14 protein-coding genes and 1 other annotated feature are annotated in these 13,578 nt (G+C 31.6%); of the genes, 5 read left to right on the plus strand and 9 right to left on the minus strand.

Annotated features, from left to right (window positions below; all coding sequences use genetic code 11):
- Positions 1–49: 49 nt before the first annotated feature.
- Positions 50–1,807 carry a helicase-related protein gene (locus CA_RS04185; RefSeq protein ID WP_010964096.1) on the plus strand — a complete coding sequence of 586 codons (1,758 nt, stop codon included), beginning with the start codon at positions 50–52 and terminating at the stop codon, positions 1,805–1,807.
- A gap of 35 nt (positions 1,808–1,842) precedes the next feature.
- Here CA_RS04185 and CA_RS04190 read toward each other — a convergent pair whose 3' ends face one another.
- The gene (locus CA_RS04190; RefSeq protein WP_010964097.1) at positions 1,843–2,478 is read right to left on the minus strand and encodes a cysteine hydrolase; all 636 of its coding nucleotides are present in this window, start codon (positions 2,476–2,478) and stop codon (positions 1,843–1,845) included.
- 133 nt (positions 2,479–2,611) lie between these two features.
- Positions 2,612–2,886 (plus strand) — a binding site (T-box leader).
- A 50-nt stretch (positions 2,887–2,936) separates the two neighbouring features.
- On the opposite strand from CA_RS04190, the gene tyrS reads away from it, so the two are divergent.
- The 3 genes from tyrS (at position 2,937) to CA_RS04205 (ending at position 5,735) form a co-directional block, all read left to right on the plus strand.
- The gene (tyrS, locus tag CA_RS04195; RefSeq protein ID WP_010964098.1) at positions 2,937–4,139 is read left to right on the plus strand and encodes a tyrosine--tRNA ligase; all 1,203 of its coding nucleotides are present in this window, start codon (positions 2,937–2,939) and stop codon (positions 4,137–4,139) included.
- A gap of 351 nt (positions 4,140–4,490) precedes the next feature.
- Positions 4,491–5,321: a DUF2262 domain-containing protein gene (locus CA_RS04200; protein ID WP_010964099.1), complete on the plus strand. Its 831-nt coding sequence runs from the start codon at positions 4,491–4,493 to the stop codon at positions 5,319–5,321.
- Between the two features lie 15 nt (positions 5,322–5,336).
- Positions 5,337–5,735: a hypothetical protein gene (locus CA_RS04205; protein ID WP_010964100.1), complete on the plus strand. Its 399-nt coding sequence runs from the start codon at positions 5,337–5,339 to the stop codon at positions 5,733–5,735.
- Between the two features lie 147 nt (positions 5,736–5,882).
- On the opposite strand, the gene CA_RS04210 is transcribed toward CA_RS04205, so the two are convergent.
- Both CA_RS04210 and CA_RS04215 read right to left on the minus strand, forming a co-directional pair.
- The gene (locus tag CA_RS04210) at positions 5,883–6,518 is read right to left on the minus strand and encodes a pentapeptide repeat-containing protein (RefSeq protein WP_010964101.1); all 636 of its coding nucleotides are present in this window, start codon (positions 6,516–6,518) and stop codon (positions 5,883–5,885) included.
- Positions 6,508–7,632, minus strand: a complete 1,125-nt coding sequence (locus CA_RS04215) for a DEAD/DEAH box helicase (RefSeq protein ID WP_010964102.1) — start codon at positions 7,630–7,632, stop codon at positions 6,508–6,510. The genes CA_RS04210 and CA_RS04215 overlap by 11 nt, the downstream gene beginning before the upstream one ends.
- A 287-nt stretch (positions 7,633–7,919) precedes the next feature.
- Here CA_RS04215 and CA_RS04220 point away from each other — a divergent pair, with 287 nt between their 5' ends.
- A complete protein-coding gene (locus CA_RS04220; protein WP_010964103.1) occupies positions 7,920–8,474 on the plus strand; it encodes a DUF6143 family protein in 555 nt (184 codons plus the stop codon).
- 59 nt (positions 8,475–8,533) lie between these two features.
- Here the strand turns inward: CA_RS04220 and CA_RS04225 are convergent, their stop codons facing one another.
- The 6 genes from CA_RS04225 to CA_RS04250 all read right to left on the minus strand — a co-directional run bounded on the left by CA_RS04225 (position 8,534) and on the right by CA_RS04250 (position 13,557).
- Positions 8,534–8,914, minus strand: coding sequence for a YsnF/AvaK domain-containing protein (locus CA_RS04225; RefSeq protein ID WP_242663043.1), 381 nt, complete (start codon positions 8,912–8,914; stop codon positions 8,534–8,536).
- A 58-nt stretch (positions 8,915–8,972) separates the two neighbouring features.
- Complete coding sequence (locus tag CA_RS04230) at positions 8,973–9,422, minus strand: YsnF/AvaK domain-containing protein (protein WP_010964105.1); 450 nt, start codon at positions 9,420–9,422, stop codon at positions 8,973–8,975.
- Between the two features lie 322 nt (positions 9,423–9,744).
- Positions 9,745–10,755, minus strand: coding sequence for a FecCD family ABC transporter permease (locus tag CA_RS04235; protein ID WP_010964106.1), 1,011 nt, complete (start codon positions 10,753–10,755; stop codon positions 9,745–9,747).
- The gene (locus CA_RS04240; RefSeq protein ID WP_010964107.1) at positions 10,752–11,756 is read right to left on the minus strand and encodes a FecCD family ABC transporter permease; all 1,005 of its coding nucleotides are present in this window, start codon (positions 11,754–11,756) and stop codon (positions 10,752–10,754) included. The genes CA_RS04235 and CA_RS04240 overlap by 4 nt, the downstream gene beginning before the upstream one ends.
- Positions 11,757–11,838: 82 nt before the next feature.
- The gene (locus CA_RS04245) at positions 11,839–12,762 is read right to left on the minus strand and encodes an iron-hydroxamate ABC transporter substrate-binding protein (protein ID WP_010964108.1); all 924 of its coding nucleotides are present in this window, start codon (positions 12,760–12,762) and stop codon (positions 11,839–11,841) included.
- Positions 12,763–13,557, minus strand: coding sequence for an ABC transporter ATP-binding protein (locus CA_RS04250; protein WP_010964109.1), 795 nt, complete (start codon positions 13,555–13,557; stop codon positions 12,763–12,765).
- Between the last annotated feature and the right edge of the window lie 21 nt (positions 13,558–13,578).

Raw genomic sequence — 13,578 nt, forward strand, 5'->3', positions numbered from 1 at the left:
CATATAATAGATATAATATAATTAGAGTAATAATATAGGGGAGGTATATATGAAGAAAAATGGTGCTCAAAGAGAATTTAAAAAATTAAAAAGTCAAATTAATCAAATTGAGGAGATTGTACATCATTCAAAGCCAGGTGCACTTATAGAGCATGAATCTGCAATAAGAAAAAAGTTAAGGCAGCTAAAGGAATTTGAGAAGGAAGGCTTTAGAGATTTTGATTATACATATGATAGGTATAAAGAGCTTTTAAATGACACCGGTAAAAGGATGCTTGAATATTATAATAAGAAAAACGGAACAAATTTTGATTTTTATGAGGTTTTAGAAGAGAATTATAATGCTTTTTATAATTCAGGACTTATGACAGTACTCACTAAACATCATATTCCTAAGCTTATAGCAAAAGAATTTGAAGAAAAATTCCCAGATAACCCTAAAAATGAATACATTGAAACACGCAGAATGCATAGAAAGTTCTATATCCATCTAGGTGATACAAATACAGGAAAAACTTACAATGCTGTAGAACGCCTTAAAACAGCAAGGAGAGGGGTATATCTATCACCATTGAGGATTCTTGCCTTAGAGAATTTCGAAAAATTAAATAATGAAGGGATTATTTGCGATTTATTGACTGGCGAAGAGGAAATTTTAAAACCAGATTCTACTCATATATCCTGCACAATAGAGAAGGTAGATTTAAAAGAGCACTATGACATAGCAGTTATTGATGAAATCCAAATGATCAGTGATTATCAAAGAGGAATAGCATGGAGTAAGGCTCTTCTTGGACTAAAGTGTGATGAAATTCATATATGTGGTGCTATTAATGCAAGGTATATACTTGAAACAATCATAAAGGATTGCGAGGATGAGTATGAGATAAAGGAGTACAAGAGAGCTATTCCACTTGAAGTTGAGGATGAAAGCTTTAACTATAAGGATATAAAAGAAGGAGACGCTGTTGTTGTATTTTCTAAGAAGAGAGTGCTTGAAATAGCTCAAAGTTATTCTGCTAGAGGCATTAAAGCAAGTATAATATATGGTGATTTGCCACCAGAGGTTAGAAAACTTCAATATGAACAGTTTATAAAAAAAGAGACTAAAGTTTTAGTAACTACTGATGCTATAGGAATGGGAGTTAATCTACCTATCAGAAGAATAATTTTTATAAACATAAGAAAGTTTGATGGAGAACAAATAAGGGAGTTAACTTCACAAGAAGTAAAGCAAATAAGCGGACGTGCGGGAAGAATTGGAATTTATGATGTTGGCTATGTGGCAAGTGCAGGAGATACTCAAGATTTTATTAAGGAAAAATTAGAGGAAGAGGATAAAAGTATAAGAAGAGCTGTTATTGGTCCTTCTGAGGCTATACTTAGGATTAAAGGACTGCCTTTAAGTGAAAAGTTAGCTTTGTGGAGCACTAGACAAGAAAAGTTAGATTACTACACCAAAATGGATATAAGTGAATATATGATGATATTGGATAGGATAAAGAAATATAAATTAAGTGAGGAGGTTCAATGGGATTTATTAAAGGTTCCTTTTGATGTATCAAAGGAAGAATTAATGAGCACTTTCTCGGGATACGTAGTTGAGATTTTTATTAATAAGCAGGACAGTATATTTAAACCAGAATGTTTTAGAGGGAGCTTAGATGAGCTTGAAATTTACTATCAAAAGATAAACATGTATTACTCATTTTCTAAAATATTCAATTTGGAATTTGATGAAGAGTGGGTTTATAGTGAAAGAATAAGAGTAAGCGAAGATATAAATAATATATTAGTAGGCATGTAAGTATTAAAAAATTAATTTAAGGTGTTTTTCGCACCTTAAATTGATATTAGATTAGTTCGTGTTAATACTGCCTTATCCCTTGTTCCAGGACTATTAATCATATGCCAGGCAGTGTATTGTTCAGCATAGGGAACGTCTGCGGATACAGCATCAACAGGAACAATTACATTATAATTACGAAGAGCAGCACCAGTAGCAGTATGAAGAACTGCTCCGTTTGCAGCATAGCCTGTAACTATAACATTTTTAATGTTTTTTTGTTGTAATATTTCGCCTAGATTAGTTTTATAGAATTTGTCCACACCAGATCTTACAACAAGATCCATTGGCAGAGGAGCTAAAGGTTTAATTACATCTAAAGCAGTAGCTGTTGGTCTAAGGCTATAAATGACTGGTATATTGTTTTCGCGAGCCTTTACAAGTAAATTACGAATTTTAGGTATAGAAGCTCTACATTCTGGATTTGTACATAGTGTATTTTCCATATCTAATATTAAAAGTGCAGTATTTCTAGGATCAATCTTTACTGGTTTTAGCGTAGGTGCAGGAGGTGTAGAAACTGTATTCCAGTTATCTATAATTGTTTTGTCTTGTCTTTGAAACCCAGTATATCTAAAATCATCATTTAAGTAATTGAAAGCGTTTCTATGAAAGGGGCAAAAATATATCACAGTAATCCTCCTAATATGAGTTTGTACGTTTATATAGTATGTGATATGCAATGATGTTGTTACTTCCATTTTCGATTAATGCAATGTGTTGATTTTTTATTATTTATATGATAGTATTGGTAAAAAAATATATTTAAATGCATTGAAGAGAAAGAGTAGGATTACCTAGAGCTTTTACAGAGAGCTTCCGTTAGCTGAGAGGAAGCAAGAATAAGTATTCTGAATACATCTCTGAGCACCTCACCAAAGCTTTCAAACTAGAAGGTGGTAGGCTGAAGGCGTATTCCTTTCCAACGTTAAAAGGATAGAGTATCATGTATGAATTCTATACATCGTACTTGAAAAGGTTAGTATTGTGAGATGCTAATAAATTAAGGTGGTACCGCGAATGTAACTCTCGTCCTTATTAATTAAGGATGGGAGTTTTTTTTATATAAAAATATAAAGGAGAAAATATAATGAAGAATATTGATGAACAAATAAAAATAATAAAAAAGGGCGCAGAAGAAATAATAGATGCTAAAGAATTAAAAGAGAAGTTAATAAAAGCAGAAAAGGAAAATACACAATTAGTGGTTAAATTAGGACTTGATCCAAGTGCGCCTGATATACACTTAGGTCATGCAGTGGTATTAAGAAAATTAAAACAGCTTCAGGACCTAGGTCATAAAATAGTTATAATTATAGGTGATTTTACAGGAATGATAGGAGATCCTACGGGAAAATCAAAAACACGAAAGCAGCTATCAAGTCAGCAGGTTATGAAAAATGCTGAAACTTATGAAAAGCAAATATTTAAAATATTAGATAGGAATAAAACTGATTTGAGGTTTAATAGCCAATGGTTAGAAAAATTAAATTTTAAAGAGGTAATTGAGCTTGCTTCAAAATACACAGTGGCTAGAATGCTTGAAAGAGAGGACTTCAAAAAGAGGTTTAAAAATCAGCAAAGTATAGGAATACATGAATTTTTTTATCCTTTAATGCAGGCGTATGATTCAATGGCTATTAAAGCTGATATTGAATTTGGTGGGACTGACCAGAGATTTAATCTTTTAATGGGGAGAACTCTTCAAGCAGAATATGGAGAGGAAAAACAGATAGCTATATTTATGCCTCTGTTAGAAGGGATAGATGGAAAAGAAAAGATGAGTAAAAGCTTAGGTAACTATATTGGTATTGAAGAAAGTGCAAAGGATATGTACGTAAAAGTTATGCAAATACCGGACAGCTTAATAATTAAATATTTTGAGCTTTGTACAGATATGCATCCAGACGCAATTGATATAATTAGGAAACAGCTTAATGAGGATAAAGTTAATCCTAGAGATATAAAAATGAAGCTTGCTAAGGAAATTGTTTGTTTATACCATAATGAAGCAGAAGCCCTTAATGCAGAAATATACTTTAAAAATCTATTTCAAGATAAAGAAATTCCAGAAGATATACCGATTTTTAAAGTTAGGTCAGAGAATAATTTAATTGAGGCAATTGTAAAAATTAATTCAAATACATCAAAAAGTGAAGCAAGAAGACTTATCGCTCAGGGTGGGGTAAAACTAAATGGAAGAAAAGTTATAGATTTTAATGATATTATCTTAAAAAGTAATGATGTAATTCAAATAGGAAAGAAAAAAATTGTAAAGCTATTAGTAGAATAATTTCATAAAATTATGGTATAATTCCATATAATAATTTAATTATATTAAATCAGAAATAATAGGAAAGTGCTTAAATGCATGGATGAATTATTAAATATATTTAAGCTTAAGTTTTTATGAGGAGATTTATCACAAACAAAAAAGGCTTAAAAAGCTTCCCTACAAGGTTTTGGAATGGATTTCTATAAAAGAGGTAAAACTAGTTTATAGAAATTGAAAAAGGTCGTAGCCTCAAAATATTATTTTTGTGAAATACTTTATGGGGTAGGCAGAGTTGCTGAAGAGTAGAATAATATTTTAAGATAATTGGATATTAGTAAGATAGTCAACATAAGAAAGGAAGTATAACTAATGTTAAATACTTTAAGAAATAATTCTAAAACAGAAAAAGATCTATTGGAGCAATTAAAAGAATGTCCTGTATCAGAAATAACAGGGATAGTATCTATAAGTGGAGTTACTGCTGGAAGAGCAGGTGGCGAGAACATATGGACCTTAAATACAGAACTAGATGCATGGAGAATTAATGGTAGTAGTATAAAAACCACACCACTTCATATTAAGAAAAAAGTTACAGATGAAGAATTAAAAAGTATACAGAAGGTAATAAAAGCAGAAACCATAGTAAGAATAAAAGCGCGTATGATTGAGAAAAGTGTATTTGGTAGACCTGATGCGCTTTTAGAAGGATTTATTGAGGAAGTTTCAAATGATAAGGAATTAAATGAATACTTAAAGGAACTTCAAAAAACAGTTACTTATGTTGATCCTGATTTTGGAAGCCTTGTTTTTGATAGAATGGTTAAGTGGTATGGTGGAAATATAATTTGGGGAGAAGATAGAATTAATCTTAATTTGCTACTAGATGATGATGAAAATATAGCCTCTAGCTTAGAGGTCGCAAAAGACTTGTGGAATAATCAATTAATGTGGCAAAAGCGTGTTTGTGATTATGCGGTTGAAAAGCTTCTTGGTTTAAAGAATGAAAGTTGGCTTGAAGAGGATGAGGAAGAAATAACAGCTGAAGAATTTAAAAAGCGTATGAAGCTTGAAGCTATTACGGTAAGACCAAATGGAGAATTTGAATTTTGGCATGATGATGGAGATTTATTTTGGGGACACTCAATTTTAATTTCAGGTGATTTAAATCATGGTTTGGAGGATGCGGATATTCCGGGTTAGTGGTTTATAGAATATTTGTGTGACATAGCTTATCCCTTTTGGGAGTTTGGAGACCAGAAAAAAAGAGAGAAAAAATACCCTAATTACATAGTAGAAGAAATGAAAAAATTTGAAGATGAGTATGGAAAGGTAAACCATGATCTTTATAGTCCGAGCCTAATTTATAAAAAGATTCAAGATTACAATGTATATAGAAATGAAGACAAATTAACAAGTTATAAAATAATTTACAAATACTTGCGGATGCTTGATTTAAAGAAACTTGTGTCTACAATTAGAGCTGATAGTCTTGATACTTATGAAGATAGAATAAATTTTGGGCTTAGCAGTGATGTATGTGGATGTATGCTTTTTTGTGCCACTTATGGAACTATATATCCAAACAATAAATTAGAGGTTACACATAATTGTTAGGCTTTAAAACGAGTGAAAATGGAAAGAAGAAAATAGGTAAAATAAAAGTGAATAGAAATTAAATAACTTTAAAGGCTACAACTAAGGTGTACTTGGATAGATAATAAATAAGAAAGGTGTTTATATGCTAGCACCTTTCTTTAATTTTTACTCTTTAGGCATATTTTCTAAGAATTTTGTTATATAGCTAAGAGTATAAAAATCTCTATCTATCTGACTATTAAGAAGTGTAAGCCCCTTAATCAATGTTTCTTCGTCAAAATTTTCTAGAAGAAGCATAAGACTTAGAGTATTTATTCCTCCATCCTTTGTATCGAGAATTCGTGATTTTTTTATATATTTATTTTCCATTGCACTTAAAACAGCATTTTTTAAGTTATCACTAATTTCAAGTTTAGGCATTTCATTAAAGATTCTTATACCTGGATTTTTTATATCTAAGTTTTTAGCTGCGGCTGTATTGGTTGATACAAATATAGTATTTATAAATTTTGCGTCTTTAAAGCTAACATCTTCAAGTCTTACTGAGTCAAAAACAGTATTTTCAAACACTGCATCTTTAAAATCGCTTCCTTTTAAATTTGAGCCAATGAATTCTGCATGCTTAAAGCTGCATTTATAAAGGTTACAGAACTTAAAGTGTGCTCCTCTAAAATTTACATAGTTGAAATTAGACATTGAAAAGTCGCAGCTGTAGCAATGGCTTCTTTCAAGATTTTGATACATGAAGTTTTTGTTCTTTTTTTCTGCACTATTGTAATTAAAATTGCCTTTAGCGTTCATTTTTACCTCCAGTTAAATCTCTTCTAGGTATCTTAAATTTAATGGCAGCTTCTATATCTTCTAATTTTCTTTTATCTCTTTCAGCAGCGAACAAGCAAGTGTAGCCTTCTTCTCCAGCTCTTCCAGTTCTACCTATACGATGTATGTAGCTTTCAGGATTATCTGGAACATCATAATTATATATATGACTTACTCCACTTATATCTAGACCTCTTGATGCTACATCTGTAGCTAGAAGGTATTGAAAATCACCATTTCTAAAGGACTTCATAATTCTTTCACGTTTTGTTTGAGTTAAATCACTGTGAAGTTTTTGACAGTCAAAACCTCTTCTATAAAGCTCTACTTCAAGTTCATCTACTCTTCTTTTGGTTCTTCCAAATATGATAGCCATAAAGGGATTATCTTGCTTTAATGCGGTACACAAATCTTCTAATTTTTTTCTGTCAGTGGTTTCTACTACAAATTGTTCAATGTTTTCTAAAGTAACCTCTTTTTTCTTTGTAGATATTGTAAGAGGGTTAGTCATGTATCTATAGGCTAATTTTTTTACAGCAGGGCTTATAGTTGCAGAGAAACAAAGCATTTGCCTTTTTTTAGGAGCATTTTTAAGGATTTCTTCTACATCATTTTTAAAGCCCATTAAAAGCATTTGATCTGCTTCGTCAAGTACAAAACTTTTTAACTTTCTTAGATCTACAGTTTTTCTCTGGATAAGATCTAAAAGTCTACCTGGTGTTGCAATAATAAGATGAGTGCTTCCTCTAAGTTTTTTTTGTTGGGAGGCTATATCCTTACCACCATAGGCAGCTAATATATTTATATCCTTAGCTTCTTTAAGCTTTAAAGCTTGTTCTGTTATTTGGAGGGCAAGCTCTCTTGTAGGTGTTACAATCAAGGCTTGAACTGCGCTTAATGTTGGTGATATATTTTCAAAAATAGGGAGTAGAAATGCAAGGGTTTTTCCGGTACCTGTTTGGGCTTCTCCAATGACATCTCTTCCACCTTTAATGTGGCTTATACTCTCAGCTTGAACTGGAGTTGGCTCAGTAATACCACTCTTTTTTAGCACCTCAACTAGTGCTTCACTAATTCCTAATTTTTTAAAATTCATTGTTTTCTACCTTTCGTTATAGGGATAAAAAAATTTTCCCTTTAGTACTATGTATTTTATATGGTTAGCATAGTTAATAATACCATACTGACATACATAAGTTAATAGTTTACCTATAATAGTATAAGTCATATAAGTTTTTTAATACTATAGTAAAAAGAAGATTAAGTGTTTTTTATAAAATGTGAACATAGATTCATAAATTTATGAACAGCTTTACATAGTCTGAATATTATATATTGATAAGGACTACATTGAGTCCGTAAAAAAACGTAGGGGATGTAATTATGAAATACGAAAATCAGTTTTTTGAAGATAAAAGTATTGTAAAGAAAGAAGTAGTTAGCATTCCAGTTTCTCAAGAAGAATCAGTAAAGGGAAGGTATTTTGTAGGACAAACAGGAATTTTGGGAGTAGATAAAGGCATAGGTGCTTGGGCAGGTTTGATAAATCCATGTGACTCAAAAATTGATTTGTATGCTTATGTATTTACCATTACAAACTTGTCTAGTGAGTATTTAATTGCTGAGGTATGGCTTAATACAAATCTTCCTCAAAAGGGAAGGATATCACACAGAGTATCACCTACAAATACTTCTTTAAGACCTCTTCCCAAAAACAAGGTGGATATTAGATTTACTGATTTTACTAGTGAATTGCCATGTGAAGGAGTTAATGTTTATGAGAGGATTGTACCGCCTAAAACAACTTTAGTAGCTGAAGAAGATGGAAAATTTATAGAGGGACCTAATGGAAATTATGTAATAGTCATAAAATCTTTAGGAGCAAGTCTTAGTAAGGCAATAGTTGCATTTGGTTGGTCAGAAAAGCCAATATATTAGGGGAATAATAAAAGAGAGCTGCATATGTTTTTAGTTTTGCAGCTCTTATTTAATAGAAATTATTTTTTTATTACCTTAGCATTACCGAAGGTTTCTATTTTAGGATTTTCTTTTTTTAAGGTTTCTTCAATGTGTCTTACATCTTCTATTTGATTTTTATATATTGATACATCCTCTAAAATTATCCTATGTTTTGAAAAGTTAACTTCCTCCTCACTTAGAGGTATTCGTATAACTTCTTTTTTATCATCAGAAGCCGTAGGTATTTTTTCTATTACGAGTTCTTCACGTTCAACAGGTATAGTAAAAGTTTTTTGTATGGAGGAAGTTTCCTTGTAGGCTTTAACATCCTCTGTTTGTATCCACTGTTTGGCTATGTCTAATTGTTCCGACTTAAGCTTTAGGGTTACATTTTCAGTTGAGGAATTCAACAAAAACACCTCCTATTTAATTTAAAAAACACCTCGCGAGAATATCATCGGAGGTGTTTTTATTATATTACTGCTGCTTAGGCTGAGTATCAACTACATCAGCATCGCCTGTTCTGTTTACTCTGGCTTCTTCTCTTTTAAGAGTTTCATCTACATGATGAGTGTCTTCTACATCATGTTTATGGGCTGAAACTTCACTAGTTAGTACTGTATGCTTACCAACATTAACTTTTTCCTCGCTGACAGGAATTTTAATACTTTCCTCGTCAGTTATAGGTGAATCGCTTGCTTCATTGTTTAGAGCTTTTCTTTCAATTACTACTTCTTCACGTTTTACAGGGACATCAACGGCTTTATGCTCTTCTATAATTTCCTTGCCAAGTTCTACTTCACCTTTTTGAACTTTATCCTTGTTGATATCAAGTTCTTCTTTACGAAGTTTAAGTTTGGCATCGTTATTTGTATCTGCTTTTTTATTATCATCGTTTTCTCCAAAAAGTCCATCTAATATTCCCATGTGCAAGCACCTCCATATAATAATTTTTGCCCACTTATATATTACCCTATAAGAAATATATTATCCTGTTTTAAATATGGAAAGAAAAGAAATAAGTGTACAGAGTATAATATAAAACTTAAGTGTAAAATATTGTAAAAAATAATTTAATGAATAATGCGCACAATCACCATATATTAAAATTTATTCTGTTAAAAAAATTAACTCTTTGGTTGATGTATTTGTGTTGGATAAAATTTCTTTAAAGCTTTATAGCTCAACATCATTATAGTTTTAATATTAGGATATCTATATGAAATTTTATAATAAATAAGAGAAATTATTATTTCTTTAAAAGTAAATATATAAAATAAGGAGCACCTATTACCGAAACTACTATTCCTGCTGGTATATTTCCAGACTGAAGTAAGTGCTGTCCAATAGTATCTGCTAATAATAAAAGCCATCCGCCCATTAAAATTGCTATTGGTATAAACATCTGATTTCTATGTCCAACTAATGCCTTTGCTATATGTGGAGCCATGAGTCCTATAAATGATATGTTTCCAGTAACCGAAACGGCAAAAGAAGATAATGCAACTGAAGCCATAAGTAGTTTAAATCTTTCTTTTTCAATTGACATGCCTACGCCTATAGATACATCTCTACTTAATTTAATAATATTTAAGGTATTAGATTTGTACAATATATATGGCACTAATATAACTATACATGGAAATATAGCCAAGACAAAAGCCCAATCCAATCCCCAGACATTTCCAGCTAACCACTTAGATATAAAATCTACTTTTGATCTATCTGCAAGAGACATAATAACTATCATAAGTCCAGATAGCGCCATTGAAAGACCTACACCTAGTAGAACTAGCCTCAATGGCTGAACACCCTCATTTTTTTTGTAGGCAAGCAGATATATAATAACTGCAGTGATTAGTGCGCCTATAAAGGCTATTATTGGAACTAAATAAGAAAAAGTTTTTGAATCAATTGGCATATACATAAAAAATACTGTTACAGCAACACCTGCTCCAGAGTTTATTCCAATTATACCGGGATCGGCCAAATCATTTCTTGTTATATTCTGAAGGACTGCGCCAGATAGGGCAAGAGCCATACCGGATAATATTGTTATTGCCATTCGTGGAAATCTCAAATCAAATAAAACAAACTCATCTTTAAATGAGCCTTGTCCTAATAAAGTAGGAATCAAATTGTTATATGAAAGAGCATAGTCACCTATACCTAAACTAATGACTATGGTTAAAACTGTAAGAAGTATTATAATAAGTAGTACTAGTCTATGTTTCATTTCTCTTTTTTTCTCTATAATCAACTGTTTTTTCCCCCCTTATGAACTATGAATAAAAAGAATGGTAAACCAATTATAGATATTATTGCTGCTACTGGCGTTTCATAGGGAGAAGCAACTAGCCTTCCTAAAATATCTGAAAAAACCATTAGTGCGGCACCAAGTACAGTTGAAATTGGAATTACAAATCTATAATCTTTTCCAATAATGAAATAAGCTATATGTGGCACCATTAAACCTAAGAAAACTAGATTAGATGCAAGGGCTACCGAAGCTCCAGCAAGAATTGTTACCACAACGAAAAGGATTGCCTTTATTGGTGTTGTTTTTTGACCAAGTCCAACAGCAACTTCTTCACTCAAAGATAATACAGTCAATTGTCTCGATAAAATAAATGCTGTAGCAAGTCCTAAAGTTATAAATGGTATAATAACAGCAAGTTCATCCCAAGATGTTCCTATTAAACCACCTGATGTCCACATTGATACATCTTTTGATAGTTTAAAGTATATTTGCATACCTTGAGAAATTGCAAAAAGAAAAGTCGAAACTGCTGATCCAGCCAACACAATTCTAAGAGGAGAAGATCCACCTCGTTTTGAAAAACTTATTCCAAAAACCAGAACTACGGCGGCAGCTGCTCCTAAAAAGCATGAAATTAAAATAGTTAAATAGTTTGCAGAAGGTGCTATAGTTATAGTAATTGTCAGTGCAGCATTTGCTCCTGCAGTAAGTCCAAGGAGTCCTGGGTCTGCTAAAGGATTTTTACTTACACCTTGCATTATAGCTCCAGAAACTGCTAAAGCTGCTCCAACAAATACTGCGGCAATTTCTCTCGGTAGTCTAATTTCCCTTATTATATTTATATTTCCGTTTTTTACACTGCTACTTACTGCAAGCCACACATCATTTAATGATACCTTCTCTGCTCCAAGTATTAATGAAAGAATAAACATAATAATAAGTATTATAACTGATAAAATTAATTTACTGCTAAAGTTAGTTATACTATTGGTTTTGTCCAATCAAACTTCATCTCCTTTAAATAAAAATTAAAGAAGGAGAATTCTGTTTGTGAATTCTCCGATAGAGCATTAAAAATCTAAATTATTTACTATTTCCTAAAAAATAATTAATAAATGTGTCTAACTCATAGTCCAATGAGATTGGATCATTAAAGTAAAATTTATTTGCGTCAACTTCAAGAACTCTATTGTTTTTAACTGCCGGAATATTTTTATATGTATCAGTATTTTGAAATGAATTGTCTGCTGCTGAATCTTTGATGTAAATTAAATAATCTCCTATATATTGAGGGAGAACTTCGGATGAAATAACATAATATCCTGGTTTTAAGGCGTTAGCGGTCACTTTAGCAGGCATTTTTAGACCCATAGCTTGATAAAGTATCTCACTTCCTCTTCCCCAATTGCTTCCAAAAACATATAACTGTTTGTTATCTCCACCTAAAATTGTTACTGTTGAGTTATTGCCTATTTTATTTTTGATTTTTTCGCCAGCATCAGAGGCTCTCTTTTTAAAATTATTTACCCATTCCTGTGCTTGTTTCTTTTTATTTATTAATTTTCCAATTTCAATAACTTGATCCAAATAACCAAGTTTATTGTAGGTATAAGAAACGGTAGGGGCTATTTTAGATAGTTTGTCTAGGTTTTTATCAGTTGAACCTGCTATTATTAAATCAGGTTTTAATTCAATTATTTTCTCTAAGTCTTCATCAGATACTACAGTAGCATTTTTTAAATATTTTTTATACAAAGGATTTGCCATTGAGTACTTTTCAACACCAACTATATTTCCGCCTAGCTTCATGATATCTCCAGAGGTGCTTCCGTTTAGTGCGACTATTCTTTTTGGATGTGCTGGTACCTTTATTGGACCATTTTCTGATTTGTATGTAATTGTTTCAGCTTCTTTACTTGTATCTTTAGAAGTTTTGATACTATTTTGACTGCAAGCACTTCCAAATATCATCATTATTATCATTATTGAAATTAATATTTTTTTCAATTACTTCATCTCCTTGATTAAGTTGTATGTAAAACATATTGGTTTAGTGGTTCTAGGATCGATTCCAATTTCAGCGTCGATATTAAACACTTTCATAAGTACTTTTTTAGTTATTACCTCTTCACATTTTCCTGCTTTTACTATAGTTCCATTTTTAAGGGCAATTATGTAATCAGCGAATCTAGCTGCTTGATTTAAGTCATGTAATACCATTACAACCGTTCTATGTTGTTCTTTATTAAGTTTTTGCAGAAGTTCTAATACCTCTAGTTGATGTGCCATATCTAAATAAGTTGTAGGTTCATCAAGAAAAATAATATCTGTTTCTTGAGCTAATGCCATGGCTATCCAAGCCCTCTGACGTTGTCCTCCTGAAAGTGCATCTAGTTGTCTGAACTTGTAATTCTTAGTTCCAGTTACCTCCAGTGCCCAGTCAATAACTTCATAATCTTTTTTTGAAAGCCTCCCAAAACCTTTTTGATAGGGATAACGTCCATAGGAAACAAGTTCGGCTACAGTTATTCCATCTGTACTCTCAGGGGTTTGTGGTAGAATGGCTATTTTCTTAGCTAAGGTTTTTGTATTTTCTTTTAAAATATTTTTTCCATCCAAAAGAATTGTTCCAGTTTTAGTTGGAATTATACGAGTTAACGCCTTAAGTAAAGTGGATTTTCCACAACCATTAGCACCTATAATTGTAGTTATTTTTTTATCTGGAATTTTTATACTAAGATTTTTAACAATCAAATTATTGTCATAAGCGACGTTAAGCATGTCAGTATATAACCTAGTCATTTTTTCCTCCAATACTAAATG

Origin of the sequence: Clostridium acetobutylicum ATCC 824 (assembly GCF_000008765.1) — a bacterium.
Lineage (GTDB): Bacteria > Bacillota > Clostridia > Clostridiales > Clostridiaceae > Clostridium_S > Clostridium_S acetobutylicum.